The sequence below is a fragment of the Pseudomonas sp. HR96 genome (genome assembly GCF_034059295.1).
Classification (GTDB): domain Bacteria; phylum Pseudomonadota; class Gammaproteobacteria; order Pseudomonadales; family Pseudomonadaceae; genus Aquipseudomonas.
Genome location: NZ_CP139141.1, coordinates 3338592 through 3358353, shown reverse-complemented (window position 1 = coordinate 3358353; position 19762 = coordinate 3338592). Strand labels below are relative to the sequence as shown.

Sequence of the window (19762 nt, the reverse complement as noted above, 5' to 3'; positions counted from 1 at the left end):
TCGCCTGAGCCGCTGGCTGCCCAGCGGGCGCAAGGTGGTGATCGGCATCCCGTTCTTCTGGCTGTTCCTGTTCTTCCTGGTGCCGTTCTTCATCATCCTCAAGATCAGCTTCTCGGAAGCCTCGGTGGCGATTCCGCCCTACACCGAGCTGTTGAGCCTGGCCGAAGATAAGCTGAGCATCGTCCTCAATACTGCCAACTACAGCCTGCTGGCCGACGACAGCTTGTACATCGCGGCCTATTTTGGCTCGCTGAAGATCGCCCTCTACAGCACCTTGATGTGCCTGGTGATCGGCTTTCCCATGGCCTATGCCATTTCCCGAGCGCACAAGGAAGCGCAGACGGTGCTGTTGCTGCTGATCATGATGCCGACCTGGACGGCCATCCTGATTCGCGTCTATGCCTGGATGGGCATCCTCAGCAACAACGGCCTGCTTAACGGGTTCCTGATGTGGACCGGCCTGACCGACCACCCGATCGAAATCCTCAACACCAACACAGCGGTGTACATCGGCGTGGTCTACGCCTACCTGCCGTTCATGGTGCTGCCGCTGTTCGCCAACCTGGTCAAGCATGACCCCAGCCTGCTGGAGGCGGCTGCGGACCTGGGCTCGAGCAACTTCAACAGCTTCTGGAAAATCACCGTGCCGCTGGCGCGCAACGGCATCATCGCCGGCTGCATGCTGGTGTTCATCCCGGTGGTGGGCGAGTTCGTCATCCCCGAGCTGCTCGGTGGACCGGAGACGCTGATGATCGGCCGGGTGTTGTGGCAGGAGTTCTTCAACAACCGCGATTGGCCGGTGGCTTCCGCGCTGGCGGTGGTGATGCTGGCCATCCTGATCATCCCCATCGTGCTGTTCAACCGCAGCCAGGCCAAGGAAATGGAGGGACGGGCATGAACCGTTTCGGCTTCAGCTTCTCAAGAATGATGCTCGTCCTGGGCCTGGCCTTCATTTACCTGCCCATGCTGATCCTGGTCATCTACTCGTTCAACGCCTCGCGGCTGGTGACCGTTTGGGGCGGCTGGTCGGTGAAGTGGTATGTGGGCCTGATGGACAACGCGCAATTGATGGGCGCGGTCGGCCGTTCGCTGCAGATCGCCTGCAACACTGCCATTGCCGCGATCATCCTCGGCACCCTGGCTGCGTTCGTGCTGACCCGGGTCACCCGCTTCAAGGGCCGCACCCTGTTCGGTGGCCTGGTCACTGCACCCCTGGTGATGCCTGAGGTAATCACCGGCCTGTCCCTGCTGCTGTTGTTCATCGCCATGGCGCAGACCTTCGGCTGGCCTGCCGAGCGTGGCCTGGCGACCATCTGGATCGCCCACACCACGTTCTGCGCGGCCTATGTGGCGGTCGTGGTGTCGGCGCGTCTGCGCGAGCTGGACATTTCCATCGAGGAAGCTGCCATGGACCTCGGCGCGCGGCCCTGGAAGGTCTTCATGCTGATCACCATCCCGATGATCGCACCGTCCCTGCTGGCCGGCGGCATGATGTCGTTTGCGCTGTCGCTGGACGACCTGGTGCTCGCCAGCTTCGTCTCCGGGCCGGGCTCCACCACGCTGCCGATGGAGGTGTTCTCGGCGGTGCGTCTGGGTGTCAAGCCGGAAATCAACGCCGTGGCCAGCCTGATTCTGCTCGCCGTATCCTGCGCCACCTACCTGGCCTGGCTGTTCGGCCGGCGCGCCGAAAAACGCCGCATTCGCGGGATTCAGGAGGCCATGGAGCAAATGGCCGTGGAAGCCGCCAGCCCGGCGGCGGCCGGCAAGGGCGCACGCCGCCCGTCGACCGCCCAGGCAATCAACGGAGTATGAAGATGTTCGCAATGCGCAAAACCCTGCTCGCGCTCGCCGTGGGCAGCCTGCTGGGCCTGGGTGGCGCCGCGGCGGTCCAGGCCGACCCGCAGACCCTGCACGTGTACAACTGGTCGGACTACATTGCACCGGACACCATCAAGAAGTTCGAGGACGAGACCGGCATCAAGGTGGTCTATGACGTGTTCGACAGCAACGAGACGCTGGAGGCCAAATTGCTGGCCGGACGCTCCGGGTACGACGTGGTGGTGCCGTCCAACAACTTTCTGGCCAAGCAGCTCAAGGCCGATGTCTACCTGCCGCTGGACAAATCCAGGCTGCCCAACTGGGACAACCTGAACAAGGTGCTATTGAAAAAGGTCGCGGTCAGCGACCCGGACAACGCCCATGCCTTCCCGTATATGTGGGGCACCATCGGCATCGGCTACAACCCGCAGAAGGTCCGCGAAGTGCTCGGCGACAACGCGCCGGTAGACTCCTGGGACCTATTGTTCAAGCCCGAGAACGCCGAGAAGCTCAAGGCCTGCGGGGTCAGCTTCCTCGACTCCGCCACCGAGATGCTGCCCGTGGCGCTGCATTACCTGGGCTACCCGACCGACTCGCAGGACAAGCAGCAGATCCAGCAGGCCAGCGCGTTGTTCATGCAGGTGCGCCCGGCGGTGGCGTATTTCCATTCCTCCAAGTACATCTCGGACCTGGCCAACGGCAACACCTGCGTGGCAGTGGGCTATTCCGGCGACATTGCCCAGGCGCGGCAACGGGCTCTGGATGCCGGCGGCAAGGTCGAGGTGCGCTACAGCATCCCGAAGGAGGGCGCTGGCAGCTTCTATGACATGGTCGCCATTCCCCGCGATGCGGTGAACGTCGAGGGGGCCTACCGGTTCATGAACTACCTGCTGCGCCCCGAGGTAATGGCCGAAATCAGCAACAGCGTGCGTTACCCCAACGGCAACGCCGCCGCCACGCCGCTGGTGGACGAAGACATCCGCAACGACCCGGGGGCCTATCCGCCGCTCGACGTCATGGAGAAGCTCTACGCCATCGCCGACCTGCCGATCACCACGCAACGGGTGATGAACCGGGCCTGGACCAAGATCCGCTCGGGGATCTGAGGGGGGAGTCGAAGGGGTCAAGGCCCCTTCCACAGACCCGGGCTGCCGGTATTGCCTAGCCGATCCGCAGGGCCACATGCCCGACATTGTTCCCATACCCATTCCAGGCATCGTTGGCGTAGGCATACAGGTAACCTGCCGCCTTCGGTGTGTACGTGCAGCCTGCGCCGATATAGAAAGTTTCCGGGCGAATGGTGCACTGCTTGGCGTCCACGCCGATGCCGTTGGCGATCGCGCCGATCAAACTCAGCCAGGGGTATTGTTCGTGGCGCCGCGTGAAGCGCAGGTCGACCGTGCCGCCGGGCAACAGTTTTTCCAGCTGGCCCAGGGCGCTGCCCAGCAACTGGCCGATCCCGGCCGGTTGAAAGTGCTGCGCCGGCGGCCCGCCAGGCCCGCACTTGACCGCGCCGTCCAGCCATTCGCCACTGGCGCTGAAGCGGTAGCTGCGCCCGGCCTCCAACCACACTCCGGTCTCGTTCCACTGCAGGCGCGCGCCGATGTCCAGGGTCAGTGGCAGGGCGGGGTCGAGCACATGCAGGTGGCGGTACGGCGACTGCGCGATCGGCGGGTCGTCCTGGCGCTTGAGCGCCGAGTCGTGGAAGTCGATCCTGTCGAGCAGGTGGGCGATGCTCCGGGGTTGGGTCGGCAGTAGCCCGAATACGCCCTGGCAGGAGTCATGCAGCATGTCATGGTAGTTCGGCTGAATCTGCCGGGTGGCCTTGTTGAACGCCAGCCCGTGCCCGCTGGCCTGGTCGATCATCCACTGCAATGCGCCATCGGCCAGGCCGCATTCGTGGTAGCCGCCGCCCACGTCACTGTGTACGCCGGGGAACCAGATCTGCTGCATGTCTCTGCCCGCGGGTACGTCAGTCCACAGGGTCGGCTGGAACGACGCGCGTCGCTCGTCCATGGCCAGTGCATGGCGAGCGTGCTTCACCGAGGGGTGCAGGCTGGTGTCATGGAAGGTGTAGTGGCTGCGCTCGTCCAGCAGGCTCAGCAACGCCATGTCATCGGGGATGCCCAGGGCGCCGACAGTGTCCCAGACGCCCACGAAGTGAATGGGGATGTCCTGCCCGGCGCCGTTATGGAACTCCCAGCCGAGCGTTTCCCAGTGCTGGCGGGTTTCGATCTTGCGTCGGTAACCCTGGTCAAGCAGTTGCTCGATGCGCTGCCAGACCTCGGCGGGCGGCAGATGATCGATCTTCAGCAACCCGCAACAGGCGATGAAACCGCACAGGCTGCGCACGGTGTAGGCGCCGCGACTGAAGCCGAACAGGTAAATGTCGGCATCAGGCCGGTAGCTGAAGCAGAGCTTCTGGTAAGCACTCATGATGTTCTGGTCCAGGCCCGCGCCTGTGCCGCCACCGACTGCCTTGTCCCACCATTTGCCCGAGGTGCCGACCCCGGGATGGTAATAGCGGTCCTGCACGGCGCCTTGCGCATCGACGGGGGCCAGGGCGTTGTACAGCCGCACCACGTTGGTCGGCGCCGGCACGCCATGGTCCTGTTGATCGGGGGTGTTCCAGGTGCCGTCGCAGCAGATCACGATATTGCCCATAGCCACCTCGCTTGCACGCAAGAGCCGACTACCCACTTCCAGCGGTGGATGGATTCAAGTTCACGATCGCGACTGGGTCAATGCCCGGTTGATCGTTGTTGCGAACATCCCGACACAATGCATTGCTTGTTTATGCTTTTTTATGTGCATACAAATAAGCGATGCCCATTACCTATGATCAAGCCGAACGAGACCGGACTCTTTGCGAGCGTGGCCTGGACTTCGCCGATGCAACCACGGTTTTCTCCGGGCATCACTTCCCAGCCGAAGATCGCCGATACGAGTACGGCGAGTCGCTTCGTCACGCTGGGCTCATTGAATGAGCGAATGGTCGTGATGGTCTGGACACAACGAGGCGAGGACCGCCGAATCATCTCCATGAGAAAAGCCAATGAACGAGAACAAGAGCGATACCGCAGCCGCCTGGGTTGATCCGGATGAAGCCCCGGAACTGACCGCGGCATTCTTCGTGCAGGCCGACGAGTTTCAGGGCGCCCGGCGGGTGCGCCGCGGCCGGCCGAAGGCCGATGTGGTGCGCGAACGCATCACCATCCGCCTGGAGCCTGATGTGCTGGCGCAATTCAGGGCGACCGGGCCTGGCTGGCAGACGCGCATGAACGCGGCGCTGGCCGATTGGCTCAAGACGCACACCCCCGGTGAGGCCGAGGGCCAGGGCTGAGCCATCGGCTGGCCGCCGCAGGAGGGCTACAGCGCCGGCGTACGGGGTGGAATCTGGCGCCGCGAACCGGTCGCCTCGAAGGCGGCCGCCAGCTTCAGCAGGGCGGTGTCGTCGTAGGCCCGGCCGGCGAAGGTGAGTCCGCCGGGCATGCCGATGTCGGCCATCACGCCCATCGGCACGGTGACCGTCGGCACGCCCAGATGGCGAATAGCAAGGTTGCCATTGGCTACCCATACGCCGTTGCTCCAGGCGATGTCTGCCGCTTTGGGGTCGACATCGGCGTTGGCCGGGCCGACGTCGGCCACGGTGGGGAACAGCACGGCGTCCAGGCCCAGGCGGTCCATCCATTCTTCCAGGTCGATGCGCCGGGTCTGTTCCAGGCCACGCAGGCCGTCGGGCAGCGTCGCGATCTGGTCCCAGGGGGTGATGCCGCGCTCGGCCATGCGCACGTATTCGTCCATGCCGGCTGCCAGGTCGCCTTCGCGGTTGGGCAGGGTGCCGGGATCGTGGGGGAAGATCAGCGGGCCGTCGACATCGGCCAGGCGATTGAGCGACGGGTCGTCGTTGGCGCGCAGGAAATCATCGAACGCCCAGGCTGAAAGGCTCCAGAGTTCGTCATGGAGAAACTCCCTGGACACCAGACCGCGGTTGTACACGGTCGGTGCCCCCGGGCGGTCGCCTTCACAGTTGGATACCAGTGGGAAGTCCACTTCAAGCACTTCGGCGCCGGCGGCTTCGAGGGCCTGGCGTGCCTGCTGCCACAAGGCGAGCATGCTTGCCCGCGTGTGGATCTGCTGGCCAGTCGGGCCGCCGATGCCCGGCGCCTCGCTGGTGCCGGCTTCGGGGTCGGCATTGATGTACATGCGCGGCACGCCCAGGCGCTTGCCGGCCAGCGCCTGGGCGCCGACGGCGAGTTCCAGGTAGGAGGCCGGGCGCACCTCGCTGACCTTGGGGATCGGCACCCAAGGCTGCAGGCGCCAAAGGTCGCCACGGGTGTCGGGGTCTTCGGCCACCACCACGTCAAGCACTTCGAGCAGATCGGCCATGGTTCGCGCATAGGGCACGACCACGTCCATGGTCGGCGTCAGCGGCCAGTTGCCGCGCACCGAGATGACCCCGCGCGAGGGCGTGTAGGCGCACAGACCATTGTTGGCGGCCGGCCCGCGGCCGCTGGACCAGGTCTCCTCGGCCAGGCCGAACGCCGAGAAGCTCGCCGCCGTCGCCGTCCCGGCGCCGTTTGAGGAGCCGGACGCGAACGGCGCGGTCAGGTAGGCCGCGTTGTACGGGCTTTCAGCGCGGCCATACACGCCGCGCTGCATGCCGCCGTTGGCCATCGGCGGCATGTTGGTCTTGCCCAGGCAGATCGCCCCGGCGGCGCGCAGGCGCTCGATGGTGAAGGCGTCGCGCTGGGCCACCAGCCTGGCGAATGCCGGGCTGCCGGAAGCGGCGGTCAGGCCCTTGACCAGGTAGCTGTCCTTGGCCGTGTAGGGGATGCCGTCCAGCGGGCCGAGCGTGGCGCCGCTGGCCCGGCGCGCATCGCTGGCGCGGGCCTCGTCGAGGGCGGCGGGGTTGCGCACGACTACGGCATTGAGCGCGGTGGCGCTGGCAGGAATGTCGTAGGCCTCGATCCGCGCCAGGTAGGCCTGCACCAGCTCGACCGAGGTGGTCTGCCCCGACTCCAGGGCGGCGCGCAAGGCGGCGATTGATACCTCAGTGACTTCGATCATGCGCAGGCTCCTTCAAGGCGTGAAGCTGGGGTGGCGGGCTGGAGGTCATGAAGAAGGTCGAAATCGGCGTTCATATCGTTCTCGGTCTTGGGTCTGGGACGAGGCGGTGCTTGCTGGTAGCCGCTAGGGTAGCGGATTGCGACGGGAGTTGGGATGGTCTGTGTAAAATTTATTTGACGGTGTGTGGTATTCCGTTCAGCGCCCGATCCTGCAGGGCCGGTGGCAAAAACGTCTAGGCCCGGCCGCGCAGCTGGCTGGGCGTCAGGCCCAGGCGCTGGCGGAACGCCAGGCTCAGGTGAGCGTGGGAAGCGAAGCCGCAGCGCTGGGCGATATCGGCTAGGCCGCTGCTGCTGCCGAGCAGCAAGCTGCGGGCGCGAGCGATACGGCGGTCGAGCAGGTAGCTGTGTGGGCTTTGTCCGGTGCTTTGTTTGAAGGCCCGGCTGAAGTATGCCTCCGACAACCCCAGCAGGGCGGCCATGGCCTGCACGCTCAGTGGCTGCTCGAGATGCGCCTGTAGCCAATCGTCGAGCAGGCGCAAGCGCCGGGTGGTCAAGCCCGCGCCTGGCCCTGAGGGTGGCGCGCCACGCGCTGCGACCGTACAGCCTGCCAGCGCCAGTGCCCAGCCTTCGCAATCATCCAGGGGCGAGGGCGACAGCAGCGCGATGCGCAAGCGGCGGGCCAGGGTCATCGCCTGCCGGTCGAGACGGTTGTTGAAGGCGTCGCTTTGCAGCCACGGCGCCGCATCCTGGCGCTCCAGTCGCACCAGGCGCAGGTACTCGCCGCCTTCGGCGGACTCGGAAAACACATCGCAACCGGCCGGTACGAAGGCCAGGCCGTTGGCGCTGGCGGTGAACGGCAGCACCCGGTCACTGCCGATCGCGTGCTGCCCGCGCTGGCTGTCGAAGGCAAAACCGACGCTCGCCTCGGGAGCCACGTAGCGTGCGTGATAGGCCATGGCGGGCAGCAATTCGATCAGCCACGGCCCGACCTCGGCGCGGCGCACCGACGGGGAGCAAGCAGGGCAGGTCGGGGCGGGGCGACGGGTCATGGTGCCATGTTACTCAATCGCGGTGGGCAAAGTCAGGTCAGGTTTTTGAAAGCACTCAGGCGGGTGCTGTGCCTATCCTGGCGACGCCATTTCGAGGAGCTTGTCCATGCAACCTATCACGCTCGACGCTATCCGTAGCGCCGCCGCGCTCGTTTATCGGGAAATGCCACCCACCGCGCAATACGCCTGGCCGCTGCTGGCCGATCGGCTCGGCTGCGAGGTCTGGGTCAAGCACGAAAACCACACGCCGACGGGCGCGTTCAAGGTACGCGGAGGGATTGCCTTCATGCACTGGCTCAGGCAGCAACATCCGCAGGTCCAGGGGATCGTCAGCGCAACCCGCGGCAATCACGGCCAGAGCCTGGCGCGGGCGGCCGCGCGCCAGGGGATGCGCGCGGTGATCGTGGTGCCGCAGGGCAACTCGGCGGAGAAAAACGCTGCCATGCGCGGCTTTGGCGCCGAGCTGGTCGAGCAGGGCGGCGACTTCGACGAGGCACGCGAGCACGCCGCGCGGCTGGCCAGTGAACAGGGACTTTTTCTGGTGCCGCCTTACCATGTCGAACTGGTCAAGGGAGTGGCCACGGCGGCATTGGAGTTGCTCCAGGCGGTGGCGAATCTGCATAGCTTGTACGTGCCGATCGGCTGCGGCTCGGGGATCTGCGCGGCGATCGCGGCACGCGATGCGTTGGGCTTGAGCACCGAGATAGTCGGTGTGGTAGCCAGCGCGGCGATGGCCGCCAAGCTGTCCTGCGAAGCGGGAGAGTTGGTTGAAACCGCTTCGGCCGCCACCTTCGCCGACGGCCTGGCTGTGCGCAAGCCCGTGGCTGAAGCCTTCGCCGTGTATGCCAGCGGTGCAGCGCGAATCCTCGCGGTCAGCGAAGCGCAGATCGCCGAGGCCATGCGGGTCTATTACAGTGACACTCATCAGTTGGTGGAGGGCGCGGGGGCGGCGGCGCTGGCCGGTTTCACGCTGGAGCGCGAAGCCATGGCCGGGCGGCGGGTCGCGGTGATGCTGACGGGGGGCAATGTCGATCGCCAGGTGTATGCCGGGGTGATCAACCTGGCCGGCTAAAGCTGCTGATGCGCGCTGGCTTTTTCCCGTGGTTGGCGAAAGGGCGCGTAGGCGCGCAACTGAACCGCCGACAGCGGCCGGCTGAAATGATAACCCTGCACCGCATCGCAGCCGGCCAGACGCAGGCAGATCAGGTTCTCGCGAGTTTCCACGCCCTCGGCCACCACCGTCAGGCCCATGCGCTTGGCCAGAATGATGGTCGAGGAAACGATCGGGCTGTCGTCCGGGCTGTTGACCAGCGGGGCGATCACGCTGCGGTCGATCTTCAGCTTGGTCAGTGGCAGCTTCTGTAGATGGCCGAATCCGGCATAGCCCTTGCCGAAGTCGTCGAGGCTGATCTGCATGCCGGCTTCGCGCAGCCTTTGCAGGTGAGCGATGGCCAGGGGTTCGTCGTCGATCACGATGGTTTCGGTGATTTCAATTTCCAGGTGGTGCGGGACGATGTGCCGCTTCTGCAATTCGGCCAGCACGCGGTAACTGAAATCCGCCTGACGCAGCTGCAGGGGCGAGACGTTGATGGCGACGACCATGCTTTTGCCTTCGACCCGCCACTGCGACAGTTCCTCGCAGGCCAGGCGCAGCACCTCCCAGCCCAGCGCGACAATGAAGCCACTGCGCTCGGCCAGGTCGATGAAACGATCGGGGTAGAGCAGGCCGAACTCCGGGTGCTGCCAGCGCACCAGCGCCTCGTAACTGTCCACGCACATGCTGGCGAGGTTGACCTGAGGCTGAAAGTGCAGGACGAACTGACGGTCGCTCAGCGCTGCGGCAAACGCTTGTTCAAGGAGAAAGTCCTTGACGTCGCTGACGTTCAGCGACGGGTCGAAGAAACGATACTGCGCACGGCCGGCTCTCTTGGCCGAATACATCGCCGCATCGGCATGTCGAATCGCCTGTTCGACGTTCTGGCCGTCCCGTGGGCACACGCTGACGCCGACGCTGGGGCTGGTGTTCAGCTGCTGGCCGTCGATCACGTATGGCACGCTGACGCTGCTGACCAATCGGCTGACCCAGGCTTCGATCTGCGCCTCGGTGCGCTTGCCGGCCAGCAGCACGACGAATTCATCGCCGCCAAAGCGCGCGGCTGTGTCGGTCGGTTCGAGCAGACGCTCGATGCGCCGGGCGATGGCCTGCAGCAGAAGGTCGCCGACCTTGTGCCCCAGCGAGTCGTTGATGGATTTGAAGCGGTCCATGTCGATGAACAGCAGTGCCATCAGGCGCCGACGGTTGCGCTGGCGCAGCAGGGTTTCGTGGGCGATTTCAAGGAAGTGGCGGCGATTGTGCAGGCCGCTCAGGTGGTCAGTGGCGGCGGCCTTGCTGCTGTGCTGGTGCTGCTCCTCGAGGCGGCTGATCAGCTGCTGATTGACCTGCTGTGCCTCTTCCAGCGCTTCGAACGCCTGATGGCGGCGGCTGAGGCCCCGCAGGATCCACCACATGCCGGCGACGATGAAGATCGTCATCGCCAGGTTCAGCCACAGCTGTCGACCCAGGCGGGCGCACGCGGGGGCGAGAATCTCGTCGCGCTGCTGGCTGACCACGACCGAAAAGCCGCGCTGCGGCATGCGCCGATACAGGCTCTGGTACGCGGCGGTGCTGGATTGCTGGGTAAACTCGCCGTACTCGTCGCCGCCGCTGGGCAGCGCCGGGCTGAGGGCGGCGCCAGCGGCAGCGATGCCGCGGTTGTCGAGGCGCAAGCGTTCCTGGCCGTCCTGGTCAAGCAGGCGCAGCATGCCGCTGGCGCCCAACTCGATGTGCTTGAACAGGGCAGCCAGGTAGCCGGCATCCAGCTGCACCAGCATGATCGCGTCCAGCTTGTCGGTGGCTGGGTCGATCAGCGGCAGCAGAAACGGCAGCTGCTCGCGCGTGGCTTGGGGGGGCGAGGCTTGAGCGAGGCCGGGCATCAGCGGGGTGTAGCCATAGCGGTCGCGGTGACGCTGGATCTGCTCCAGCCAATTCGCCGGGAGGGTTTGCGGCTCATCGGGGTCGGTGGTCGACAGACGAATGCCCTGCGGGTCGTAAAGGCTCAGGCGCTTGATCAGCGGATCTTCGGCGAGCATCCGCGCAACCCCGCCGCGCCCCGGGTCGAGGTCGGCGGCGCTGCGCCGCGCGAGCTTGCCGAGGGTTTGCGCGCGGTCGACCCACTGGCCGATGTCCTCGGCGGCGACGGTTGCCAGGTTCAGGTGTTCGGCGGCCTTGGCCTCGAGCGCTTCACGTTGCGCCGAGAACTTCTGCTGGGCACAGAGACCCCACAGCCAGCCCAGGGTGACCACGCACACCAGCAGCAGAACGCGCCGCAGCCAATCAAGCGATGAGGATTGGGGGATCACTACCGATTCAGTCCCGCCGAAGAATCAGACGAAAATACTACTGAATTGTTACGGTGTCGTGGCTTTGTTGGGTTAAACCTTCGAGATAGAGCGTCCGACGAGCGACAGCCCCCTCTGCGAAAGCGGTTGGCGTATGATATCCGGCTATTTTGATCGACCCCTCTGGAGGGCAGTATGCAGCAGTTGTCACAGTGGTTTCCCTGGATCGACCAGATGCCTCCCAGCCTCAAGGCCTTTTGCGGGATTGCCGTGGCCACGGTGGTGGCGGCGGCGGTGGTGATCTTCGTGGTGGTGCAAAGCCGCCGCAACGCCCGCACCGACCTTCAATAACCTGCGCCGCCGTCAGACGCGGCTGCAGGCCTGCACGGCATAGCGGGCGATCTGCGCATCCTGCACCGCCACCCCGGTCAGGTCGGCCAGGGTGATCTGCCGGTCGTCGCGGCGGCCCTGGCCTTCGCCGGCCAGCAACTGGCCGAGCTCCAGCAGGCGCGAGCGCTCGATCAGCCCGGCCTTGAGGGCGTGGGACACCTCGCCGTACAGGCTGCACTGGGCGATGGAGTCGACAACGATGACCTCGGCCGCCGCCACCAGCTGCGCATCCAGCTCCTGCTTGCCCGGGCTGTCGGCACCCACTGCGGTGATATGGCTGCCCGGCCGAAGCCACTGGCGCTGCAGCAGCGCCTCGCGCGATGGCGTGGTGGTGACGATCAGGTTGGCCTGGCGCGCGACTTCTTCGGCATGCCGGGTGGTGGTGACGCGCAGGCCCAGCCCTTCGGCGAATTCGCGGTAACGGTGCAGAGCCTCGTCGTGCCGGCCCCAGACCAGCACGTGGCGGCAGTCGGTGACCGGCAGCAGGTGTTCGAGCTGCAGCCGCGCCTGGCTGCCGGTGCCGAAGATGCCGATGGCCTCCACCTGCGCCGGCGCCAGGGCCCGGGCGACGATCTGGCCAGCCAGGGCGGTGCGCAGGCCGGTCAGCCAGCCCTCGTCCTGGAGCAGCGCCAGCGGCTGGCCGGTCAACGCCGAGAGCACCAGCATCAGCCCGTCGTTGCTGGGCAAGCCGCGCGTCGGGTTGTCATAGAAGCCGGTAGAAATCTTCACCGTGAAGCTGTCGCTGCCCTCGACCCAGGCCGATTTCACGCAGCAGTCGCCGTTGGCTGGCGCAAACACGAAGTTCTGCACCGGCGGCACCTTGACCCGGCCTTGCGAGTAGGCGATGAAGCCCAGGCGAATCTGTTCGGCGGCTTCGGCCGGGTCCACGGCGGCGGCGATACAGGGCAGGTCGAACAGCTTCATTGCACGGCTCCGAGGAATTTTTCCAGAAGAATGTTGCGCCCGCAGATGATCACCGCCACCCGCTTGCCCTGGTACTGCGCGGCCAGTTGCAGGGCCCCGGCCAGGGCCACGCCGGCCGCGCCTTCGATGATCCAGCGTTCGTGCCGGGCGGCCGCCTGCAGCGCTGCGCGGATCTCGGCTTCGCTGACCAGCACTCGGCGGTCGATCACCCGCTGGCAGAGAGGGAAGGTGATGCTGCCAGGTTCGACACCCCCGGCGGTACCATCGGACAGGGTGTCGGTCTCGGCCACGTCGACGATTTGCCCGGCCGCCAGGCATCGCTCCATGGCCGGCGCGTTGCTCGGCCAGCAGCCAATGATCTCGGTGCCGGGCCGCAGGCGCTTGATAGCAGTGCCGATGCCCGAGATCAGGCCGCCGCCACCCACGGCGACGAACACCGCATCGACATCGGGCAGCTGTTCGAGCAGCTCCAGGCCGATGGTGCCCTGGCCGGCGATGACCTGGGTGTCGTTGTAGGGCGAAACGTAGAGCTGGCCCTGGCGCCGCGCTTGCTCTGCAGCATGCAGTTCGACGCTCAGGGGGTCGCTGTCCAGAGTGATGACCTCGGCGCCCAGTGCCCGAATCGCATCGAGCTTGAACGCCGAGGCGTCGGCGCAGGCATACACGGTGACGGGCACCCCTGCTTCCCGGGCGGCCAAGGCCAGCCCTTGGCCATGATTGCCGGAGGAGGCGGTGATGACGCCGACGCGGCGCTGCGCTGCTGTCAGCAGGCGAACCTTGTTGCTGGCTCCGCGGAATTTGAACGAGCCGGTGTGTTGCAGGTGTTCGCACTTGAGGTACAGCTGCGCACCGCTCTGAGCTGACAATCGAGGGCTGTGCGCCAGAGGCGTGACTGCCACGCCGGGTCGCAGGGCTTGGTGGGCCTCGGTAATGGAGTCGAACAGCCTGCTGTAACTTTCATCGCTGATCATGATGGGTGCTCGCTGTGGAAAATCAGTCCACTATAGATATGCAGTCTATATCCGGCAAGGTCTCGCTATTGGTCTGGCCGGATCGGGGAGCAGTGGATCTTTCCACAAGTCATTGTCGGTTCTAACCTCGGCACCGTATCCCACTTGTGCAGGAGCTCGCATGTCGTCCCTCATCAATGCCTACGGCCAACCCATCGGCGCCAGCACCCGCGACTGGACTGCGCGCCAGCACCCTGCGCGCGAGATCCTGCAGGGGCGCACTTGCCGGCTCGAGCCGCTGGATGCGGCACAGCACGCCGAACCCTTGTTTGCGGCCTATCGGCAGGCCGCCGATGGCAGCGACTGGACCTACCTCTTTGTCGGGCCGTTCGAAGACCTCGCCAGCTATCAGGCCTACGTGTCGGCTGCCGCAGCCTCCCGGGATCCACAGCATTGGGCGGTTATCGATGAGCGCACCGGGCAGGCGGTGGGCACGCTGGCGCTGATGCGCATCGACGGCAACAATGGGGTGATCGAAGTCGGCAACGTGACCTTCTCGCCGCTGATGAAACGCACGGCGATCTCCACCGAAGTGCAGTACCTGCTGATGAAATTCGTCTTCGACGACCTGGGCTATCGGCGCTACGAGTGGAAGTGCGATGCGCTCAATGCGCCGTCGCGCAAGGCTGCGCTGCGGCTGGGTTTCAGTTTCGAAGGCATCTTCCGCCAGGCTGTGATGTACAAGGGGCGCACCCGTGACACCGCGTGGTTCTCGATCATCGACAGCGAGTGGCCCGAGCGCAAGGCGGCATTCGAGGCGTGGTTGGCAGAAAACAACTTCGATGCGCAAGGGCAGCAGGTAAGGGCATTGGAGGCGTGCCGAACTGGTGTATAAAGGCCCACTTTTTTGATCATTACCTCCCATACGGCAGCCCCCAGTTGAACCACCAGACCTTGTCCAGACGCCTGCAGCTCGTCGCCGCGCACATCCCGCCAGGCGCCCGACTGGCCGATATCGGCTCGGACCATGCGTATCTGCCGGTCGCGCTGCTGCGCCGTGGTGCGATCAGCGCAGCGGTCGCCGGGGAGGTGGCGCTGACGCCGTTGCGTGCCGCCCAGCGCAGCGTCGAGCACAATGACCTGCAGGCCTTGATCAGTGTTCGCCTGGCCGATGGTCTGGCGGCGCTCGAGCCAGGCGATGGCATCACTGCCGTCAGCCTGTGCGGCATGGGTGGCGAAACCATTCGCGACATCCTCGAGCAAGGCAAGGCACGCCTGAACGGCCGCGAACGGCTGGTGTTGCAGCCCAACGGCGGCGAGCAGCCGTTGCGCCAGTGGTTGCTGGGCAACGGTTATCGCATCCTGGCCGAGGAGATCCTGCGCGAGAATCGGTTCGACTACGAAATCATCGTCGCCGAGCGCGCCGAAGAGGTCCGCTACAGCGCCGAGCAGTTGTACTTCGGGCCGCGCCTGATGGCGGTGCGCAGCCCGGCGTTTCTCGATAAATGGCAGCGTGCTCTGCGGCGCAAGCGCCAGACCCTGGCTGGGCTGGCGAACGCCCGCCAGGAGCTGGTCGAGGAGCAGCGGCGAGGGTTGCAGCAGGAGATCGGCTGGATCGAAGGGATGCTGGGAGCATTGCCAGTCGACGGCCCCAGAGGTTGATCAGGAGGGGCCGCAGCCCCCAAAGGCCGCTAGGCCGGTTTGATCCTGATCGAGGGCGTCTGCGCTAGAGCCCCTCGGCCCCGGCCCCGCACACCAGCGCACAGACCTGCGTCCCGGCGGCGAATTGCAGCTTGCCGGACCTGAGCGCTGCGATCGCGGCGGCGCCGCTCAGGTCGGCCGCCAGACCCAGCTCGAACCACAGCCACTGCGCCGCCTGCAGCAGTTCGTCGTCGCTGACCAGTACGATCTCTTCCAGGCCCTGGCGGGCCAGCTCGAACACCCGTTCTTCGGTGCGGCCACAGGCCATGGTCGCGACTCGGGTGGTGACGCTGGGCAGACGCACCACCTGCTGCGCGGCCAGGCTGGCGTGCAGGGTCGGCGAACCCTGCGGCTCGATGCCGATGATCCGCACCGAGGGCTTGAGGGCCTTGATTGCGGTGACGATGCCGGCCACCAGGCCGCCGCCGCCGATGGCCACCAGAATCACCTCGACGTCCGGCAGCTGGGCGAGGATCTCAAGGCCCAGGGTGCCTTGCCCGGCCACCACGGCGGGGTCGGCGAACGGGTGGAAGTAGGCCGCCTGGTGTTCGGCGGCAAACAGCAGCGCCTGCTCGTTGGCTTGATCCCAGACCTCGCCGACCACCTGAACTTCGGCGCCCCAGCTGGCGAGCCTGGCCAGCTTCGCCTCGGTAATGCTGCGCGGCACGAAGATGTTCGCCGTGACCCCGGCGACGCTGGCGGCGCGGGCGGTGGCCAGGCCGTGGTTGCCGCCCGAGGCGGTGACGATGCCGTTGCGCAGCGCCTCGACAGGGGTGGTCAGCAAACGGTTGCTGGCCCCGCGCACCTTGAAAGAGCCGGTGGGTTGCAGGCATTCGAGCTTGAGCCACAGGTCGGCGGCGGTGACCGGGTGGCGCAGGCTGCTGGCCTGCAGCATCGGCGTGTGGCGAATGAACGGGGCAATGCGTGGGGCGGCAAGCTGGATATCATCAAGGGTAATCACGGCGGCACCTGAGGTCACGTAATCGATTGCGTGTTTTTTTCATCTCACCATAGAGTGCCCCTCGGGAGCAAGCCATTCGGCTTGCGCGTCGAGGGAGCCAGGCCATGAACGACATCAGATTCTACGATCCCCGGCAGGGCGATTACTGTGCGCTGAGCAACTTGCACCCGCGCGTGATGCACTACCTGGGTGTGCACTACGCTACCGCCGAACACGCCTTCCAGGTGCTCAAGGCCCGTGCGCCACTGCGACCCTGGCTGATGGCGGCACCGACACCGGAACTGGTGGCGGTGGCGGGGGATGCCTTGAGCGCGGAGCAGACCGTCGAGCATTGGCAGCGCGACCACTTGGAGATCATGACCGACATCGTGCGCGCCAAGTTTGCCCAGCACGCCGACCTGCGCGAACTGCTGCTGGCCACCGGCAGCGCCCGGCTGGTGGAGTGGTCACCGGACGACAGCGAGGTGGCGCGCTACTGGGGCCAATACCAGGGGCAGGGCAGCAATCTGCTGGGCAAGATACTCATGGCTCTGCGTCATGAGTACAGGGAGCAGAACAGCCGTCAGAGCCGATAGGTGGCGATTGCGTTGTCGCGGTAGAAACGCTGACGTTCGCTGGCCGAGCAGCCTCCCAGCAGCTCATCCATGATTGCCACCCAGGCCGGATAGGCGCTGGCCAGGTTCAGCACCGGCCAATCGCTGGCGAACAGTACCCGGTCGAAGCCGAAGCACTCGATGCTGTGCTCGATGTACGGCCGGATCTGCTCCAGGGTCCAGCGCTGCGGGTCGGCCTCGGTGACCACCCCGGTGACTTTGCACACCACATTGGGCAGCGCGGCAATGTCGTGCATCTGCTGCCACCAGGGCTCGCGCAGGCCGGCGGCGATAGCCGGCTTGGCGATGTGGTCAAGCACGAACTGCACATCCGGACAGCGGCGCACCAGCTCAGTGGCGCTGGCCAGCTGCCCGTGGCGGATGCAGATATCGAAACTCAGGCCGCGTCGACCCAGCTGCTGCACGCCCTCGACGAAGGCCGGCTGCAGGCAGTAGTCGGCCGCCGGATGATACTGGATCAGCCGCCGCACGCCACGCAGCAGGCCTATGTCCTGCAGTCGATCGAGCTCGGCATTGACCGCGTCGCCGCGCTCGATCGCCGCTGAAGCGACGATACCCTGGATGCGCGGCTCGAGCCTGGCCAGGCCTTCGACAAAGCGCGCCTCGGCCAGCTCCTGGCCGGGCGCTACATCCACCTCGACGAACACCTGCTTGTCGACGGCGACGCCGCGGCTGGCCGTCACGAAGTCCGCCGGCGTATAGGTACCCTTGATGGCAGGGACATTGTCCAGCCAGGGATAGTCCAGCTGCGCTGGATCGTAGTAGTGGACGTGTGCATCGACCAGGGCAAACGACGGCATGGCAATACCTCGGGAATGGAAGGGGGTTGCAGGGCCGGCTGTCAGCGGCCGAGTGTGGTTTTCAGGGCCTGACTTCGAAGGGCTGAGGTCGAGGGGCTGGGCACCGCAGTACTGGCCCGCACGATCAATTGCGTCGGCAGCACCACCCGGGTACAGGGCAGCACGCTGTCGGCGGCGAAGCGTTCGAGCAGGCGCTGCGCGGCCACCTGACCCAGCTGATAGGCCGGCTGGGCGACGGCGCTGATGGCTGGCTTGAAGATGGGGTACCACTCCATGTCGTCGAAGCCCACCAGCGAGATGTCCTCGGGCAGGCGCAGCCCGGCTTCGAGCACAGCGGTGATGGCGCCCATGCTCATCAGGTTGTTGCTGGCGAAGATCGCCGTGACCCCCGGTTGCTTGCGCAACAGCTGGGCCACCGCAGTGCGGCCGCCCTCGTAGCTGGAGTCGCCGCCAAGGGTGAGTTTTTTCAACGGCTTGAGGCCGCGCCCGGCCAGAGCCTGCTGGTAGCCGGCAAGGCGTTCGCGGTCGAACGAGGCTTGCAGCTGGCCGGTGACAATGGCGATCTGCCGATGGCCAAGGTCCAGCAGATGCTCGATGGCCGAACGGGCCGCAGCCTGGTTGTCGACCACCACAGTGTCGGCGTCGACGTCGGGGAGCTCGGAGTCCACCAGCACGATGCGCATGCCGCGGGCGATGGCCTCGTTGATGTGTGCACCGCTGGCCGCAGAGCTGGCAATGATCACGGCGTCCACCTGCTTTTCGGCCATCAGACGCAGCAGGCGCTGTTCCTCGTCCGCGTCGTTGCCGGAGCTGGCCAGCAGCACGCTGAAGCCTTGGCTGGTCAGGGTCTGCTCGACGCCGCTGGCCAGGCTGCCGAAGAACGGGTTGGCGACGTCGGCGAGGATCAGGCCTACGGAGGAGGAGCGCTCCTTGCGCAGGCTGGCGGCAACCGAATTGACCACATAGCCAAGGCTGGCGGCGACGTCGCGCACTCGCTTGGCGGTTTCATCGGAGGTGGCGCCCTTGAACCCGGCCAGTACTCGGGACACGGTGGCGGTGGACACCCCGGCTTCCCGGGCGACGTCCTGCATGGTGGGTTTCTTGTTTGTTTTCAAAGGTTTCCAATCCTTTACGACAGTCTCGGGAAGCGGCCAGGAAAAAGACCGGGGCAAATCGATGACAATTGTGTTGACGTAGAGAGCACTGCGCCACTATAAAAGTAACGGACAACGTAATCGATTACGTCAATCGATTGCGTTGCAAGTCTACGACATTTTCCGAGGCGCGACATGCATTCACCTCAACTGACCGCAAGCAGCCCCCAGGGGGCGCCGCAGCTGCCCTTGACCGGGCGCCGCGAACCGGCTTTGCAAGCCATCGGTATCACCAAGAACTTCGGCTCGCTGGAAGTGCTGCGGGGCGTGTCGATGGAGCTGTACCGCGGTGAGATCACCGCCGTGGTCGGCGACAACGGCGCCGGCAAATCCACCTTCATGAAAGTGCTCAGCGGCGAGCACGTGCCCACCGGTGGCCAACTCTGCGTCGACGGCAGGGAAGTGCTGCTGCGCTCGACCCAGGATGCCCAGGCGTTCGGAATCGAGACGGTGTACCAGGACCTGGCCCTGGCACCCGACCTGTCGGTGGCGCAGAACGTGTATCTGGGCCGTGAGCTCAAGGCGCCTGGCTGGCGAGGGCACCTGGGCATGCTCGACCACGGCCAGATGCTCGCCGAGTCGACGCGCATCCTCACCGAACTGGGCGCCCGGCTCAAATCCTATCGGGCCGCCACCCAGAGCCTTTCCGGTGGCCAGCGCCAGGGCGTGGCCATTGCCCGGGCGATCAAGTGGGCGCGCCACGCGATTTTGCTGGACGAGCCTACCGCCGCACTGGGCACCCGCCAGCGCGACATGGTCTACGAGGCCATCCGCGCCGCTGCTCGGCGCAATCTGGCGGTGCTGCTGATTTCCCACGACCTGCCCCAGGTGCTGGAGCTGGCCGACCGCATCGTGGTGATGCGCCAGGGCGTGGCGGTGGCCAACCTGATTCCCTCCCAGGTCACGCTGCGCGACGTGGTGGATGTGATGCTGGGCGCAAAGAACGCCTGAATC

20 protein-coding genes are annotated in these 19762 nt (G+C 65.7%); 11 read left to right on the top strand and 9 right to left on the bottom strand.

What is annotated here, in order from left to right:
• Positions 1-16 precede the first annotated feature (16 nt).
• Genes SFA35_RS15040 through SFA35_RS15030 form a run of 3 tightly spaced genes read left to right on the top strand, consistent with a single transcriptional unit; the run spans position 17 to position 2924 of the window.
• A complete protein-coding gene (locus tag SFA35_RS15040; protein WP_320579055.1) occupies positions 17-898 on the top strand; it encodes an ABC transporter permease subunit in 882 nt (293 codons plus the stop codon).
• Positions 895-1812: an ABC transporter permease subunit gene (locus SFA35_RS15035; RefSeq protein WP_320571335.1), complete on the top strand. Its 918-nt coding sequence runs from the start codon at positions 895-897 to the stop codon at positions 1810-1812. Before SFA35_RS15040 ends, SFA35_RS15035 begins: the two co-directional genes overlap by 4 nt.
• Positions 1809-2924 (top strand): polyamine ABC transporter substrate-binding protein, encoded by a 1116-nt coding sequence (locus SFA35_RS15030; RefSeq protein WP_320571334.1) that lies wholly within the window; start codon positions 1809-1811, stop codon positions 2922-2924. Before SFA35_RS15035 ends, SFA35_RS15030 begins: the two co-directional genes overlap by 4 nt.
• Before the next feature lie 55 nt (positions 2925-2979).
• On the opposite strand, the gene SFA35_RS15025 is transcribed toward SFA35_RS15030, so the two are convergent.
• Entirely contained in the window at positions 2980-4482 is a 1503-nt protein-coding gene (locus tag SFA35_RS15025) for a DUF2235 domain-containing protein (protein ID WP_320571333.1), read from the bottom strand.
• Here SFA35_RS15025 and SFA35_RS15020 point away from each other — a divergent pair.
• Together SFA35_RS15020 and SFA35_RS15015 are read left to right on the top strand one after the other, a co-directional pair.
• Entirely contained in the window at positions 4423-4914 is a 492-nt protein-coding gene (locus tag SFA35_RS15020; RefSeq protein WP_320571332.1) for a BrnT family toxin, read from the top strand. The genes SFA35_RS15025 and SFA35_RS15020 overlap by 60 nt on opposite strands.
• Complete coding sequence (locus tag SFA35_RS15015) at positions 4874-5161, top strand: BrnA antitoxin family protein (protein ID WP_320571331.1); 288 nt, start codon at positions 4874-4876, stop codon at positions 5159-5161. Before SFA35_RS15020 ends, SFA35_RS15015 begins: the two co-directional genes overlap by 41 nt.
• Before the next feature lie 26 nt (positions 5162-5187).
• Here the strand turns inward: SFA35_RS15015 and SFA35_RS15010 are convergent, their stop codons facing one another.
• The gene (locus SFA35_RS15010; RefSeq protein WP_320571330.1) at positions 5188-6888 is read right to left on the bottom strand and encodes an amidase; all 1701 of its coding nucleotides are present in this window, start codon (positions 6886-6888) and stop codon (positions 5188-5190) included.
• A 232-nt stretch (positions 6889-7120) separates the two neighbouring features.
• Complete coding sequence (locus SFA35_RS15005) at positions 7121-7936, bottom strand: AraC family transcriptional regulator (protein ID WP_320571329.1); 816 nt, start codon at positions 7934-7936, stop codon at positions 7121-7123.
• Between the two features lie 106 nt (positions 7937-8042).
• Between SFA35_RS15005 and SFA35_RS15000 the strand changes: the two genes are divergently transcribed.
• Positions 8043-9008 (top strand): threonine dehydratase, encoded by a 966-nt coding sequence (locus SFA35_RS15000; RefSeq protein ID WP_320571328.1) that lies wholly within the window; start codon positions 8043-8045, stop codon positions 9006-9008.
• Here SFA35_RS15000 and SFA35_RS14995 read toward each other — a convergent pair.
• A complete protein-coding gene (locus SFA35_RS14995) occupies positions 9005-11335 on the bottom strand; it encodes an EAL domain-containing protein (protein WP_320571327.1) in 2331 nt (776 codons plus the stop codon). The genes SFA35_RS15000 and SFA35_RS14995 overlap by 4 nt on opposite strands.
• A 174-nt stretch (positions 11336-11509) precedes the next feature.
• On the opposite strand from SFA35_RS14995, the gene SFA35_RS14990 reads away from it, so the two are divergent.
• Entirely contained in the window at positions 11510-11665 is a 156-nt protein-coding gene (locus SFA35_RS14990) for a hypothetical protein (RefSeq protein ID WP_320571326.1), read from the top strand.
• A 12-nt stretch (positions 11666-11677) separates the two neighbouring features.
• Here the strand turns inward: SFA35_RS14990 and SFA35_RS14985 are convergent, their stop codons facing one another.
• On the bottom strand, positions 11678-12628 hold the full coding sequence (locus SFA35_RS14985; protein ID WP_320571325.1) for an ornithine cyclodeaminase family protein: 951 nt from the start codon (positions 12626-12628) through the stop codon (positions 11678-11680).
• Positions 12625-13599, bottom strand: coding sequence for a threonine/serine dehydratase (locus SFA35_RS14980; RefSeq protein WP_320571324.1), 975 nt, complete (start codon positions 13597-13599; stop codon positions 12625-12627). The genes SFA35_RS14985 and SFA35_RS14980 overlap by 4 nt, the downstream gene beginning before the upstream one ends.
• 160 nt (positions 13600-13759) lie before the next feature.
• Between SFA35_RS14980 and SFA35_RS14975 the strand changes: the two genes are divergently transcribed.
• Both SFA35_RS14975 and SFA35_RS14970 read left to right on the top strand, forming a co-directional pair.
• Positions 13760-14473, top strand: a complete 714-nt coding sequence (locus SFA35_RS14975; protein ID WP_320571323.1) for a GNAT family protein — start codon at positions 13760-13762, stop codon at positions 14471-14473.
• Between the two features lie 44 nt (positions 14474-14517).
• Positions 14518-15240 carry a tRNA (adenine(22)-N(1))-methyltransferase gene (locus SFA35_RS14970; RefSeq protein ID WP_320571322.1) on the top strand — a complete coding sequence of 241 codons (723 nt, stop codon included), beginning with the start codon at positions 14518-14520 and terminating at the stop codon, positions 15238-15240.
• 64 nt (positions 15241-15304) lie between these two features.
• On the opposite strand, the gene SFA35_RS14965 is transcribed toward SFA35_RS14970, so the two are convergent.
• Positions 15305-16240: a threonine/serine dehydratase gene (locus tag SFA35_RS14965; RefSeq protein ID WP_320571321.1), complete on the bottom strand. Its 936-nt coding sequence runs from the start codon at positions 16238-16240 to the stop codon at positions 15305-15307.
• Positions 16241-16344: 104 nt separating this feature from the next.
• Here SFA35_RS14965 and SFA35_RS14960 point away from each other — a divergent pair, with 104 nt between their 5' ends.
• Positions 16345-16815 carry an NADAR family protein gene (locus tag SFA35_RS14960; protein WP_320571320.1) on the top strand — a complete coding sequence of 157 codons (471 nt, stop codon included), beginning with the start codon at positions 16345-16347 and terminating at the stop codon, positions 16813-16815.
• Here the strand turns inward: SFA35_RS14960 and SFA35_RS14955 are convergent.
• Both SFA35_RS14955 and SFA35_RS14950 read right to left on the bottom strand, forming a co-directional pair.
• Positions 16803-17654 (bottom strand): amidohydrolase family protein, encoded by an 852-nt coding sequence (locus tag SFA35_RS14955; RefSeq protein WP_320571319.1) that lies wholly within the window; start codon positions 17652-17654, stop codon positions 16803-16805. The genes SFA35_RS14960 and SFA35_RS14955 overlap by 13 nt on opposite strands.
• Before the next feature lie 41 nt (positions 17655-17695).
• Positions 17696-18769 carry a LacI family DNA-binding transcriptional regulator gene (locus SFA35_RS14950; RefSeq protein WP_320571318.1) on the bottom strand — a complete coding sequence of 358 codons (1074 nt, stop codon included), beginning with the start codon at positions 18767-18769 and terminating at the stop codon, positions 17696-17698.
• 174 nt (positions 18770-18943) lie between these two features.
• Here SFA35_RS14950 and SFA35_RS14945 point away from each other — a divergent pair, with 174 nt between their 5' ends.
• Positions 18944-19759: an ATP-binding cassette domain-containing protein gene (locus SFA35_RS14945; RefSeq protein ID WP_320571317.1), complete on the top strand. Its 816-nt coding sequence runs from the start codon at positions 18944-18946 to the stop codon at positions 19757-19759.
• Positions 19760-19762: the final 3 nt, after the last annotated feature.

What these genes read in the sequence shown, in the direction of transcription:
- SFA35_RS15025 (WP_320571333.1), bottom strand. Translation starts at nt 4,482, where the DNA reads ATGGGCAATATCGTGATCTGCTGCGACGGCACCTGGAACACCCCCGAT.
- SFA35_RS15035 (WP_320571335.1), top strand. Translation starts at nt 895, where the DNA reads ATGAACCGTTTCGGCTTCAGCTTCTCAAGAATGATGCTCGTCCTGGGC.
- SFA35_RS14975 (WP_320571323.1), top strand. Translation starts at nt 13,760, where the DNA reads ATGTCGTCCCTCATCAATGCCTACGGCCAACCCATCGGCGCCAGCACC.
- SFA35_RS15015 (WP_320571331.1), top strand. Translation starts at nt 4,874, where the DNA reads ATGAACGAGAACAAGAGCGATACCGCAGCCGCCTGGGTTGATCCGGAT.
- SFA35_RS15030 (WP_320571334.1), top strand. Translation starts at nt 1,809, where the DNA reads ATGAAGATGTTCGCAATGCGCAAAACCCTGCTCGCGCTCGCCGTGGGC.
- SFA35_RS14955 (WP_320571319.1), bottom strand. Translation starts at nt 17,654, where the DNA reads ATGCCGTCGTTTGCCCTGGTCGATGCACACGTCCACTACTACGATCCA.
- SFA35_RS14985 (WP_320571325.1), bottom strand. Translation starts at nt 12,628, where the DNA reads ATGAAGCTGTTCGACCTGCCCTGTATCGCCGCCGCCGTGGACCCGGCC.
- SFA35_RS15000 (WP_320571328.1), top strand. Translation starts at nt 8,043, where the DNA reads ATGCAACCTATCACGCTCGACGCTATCCGTAGCGCCGCCGCGCTCGTT.
- SFA35_RS15020 (WP_320571332.1), top strand. Translation starts at nt 4,423, where the DNA reads ATGGTCCTGTTGATCGGGGGTGTTCCAGGTGCCGTCGCAGCAGATCAC.
- SFA35_RS14980 (WP_320571324.1), bottom strand. Translation starts at nt 13,599, where the DNA reads ATGATCAGCGATGAAAGTTACAGCAGGCTGTTCGACTCCATTACCGAG.
- SFA35_RS14945 (WP_320571317.1), top strand. Translation starts at nt 18,944, where the DNA reads ATGCATTCACCTCAACTGACCGCAAGCAGCCCCCAGGGGGCGCCGCAG.
- SFA35_RS14990 (WP_320571326.1), top strand. Translation starts at nt 11,510, where the DNA reads ATGCAGCAGTTGTCACAGTGGTTTCCCTGGATCGACCAGATGCCTCCC.
- SFA35_RS15010 (WP_320571330.1), bottom strand. Translation starts at nt 6,888, where the DNA reads ATGATCGAAGTCACTGAGGTATCAATCGCCGCCTTGCGCGCCGCCCTG.
- SFA35_RS14960 (WP_320571320.1), top strand. Translation starts at nt 16,345, where the DNA reads ATGAACGACATCAGATTCTACGATCCCCGGCAGGGCGATTACTGTGCG.
- SFA35_RS15005 (WP_320571329.1), bottom strand. Translation starts at nt 7,936, where the DNA reads ATGACCCGTCGCCCCGCCCCGACCTGCCCTGCTTGCTCCCCGTCGGTG.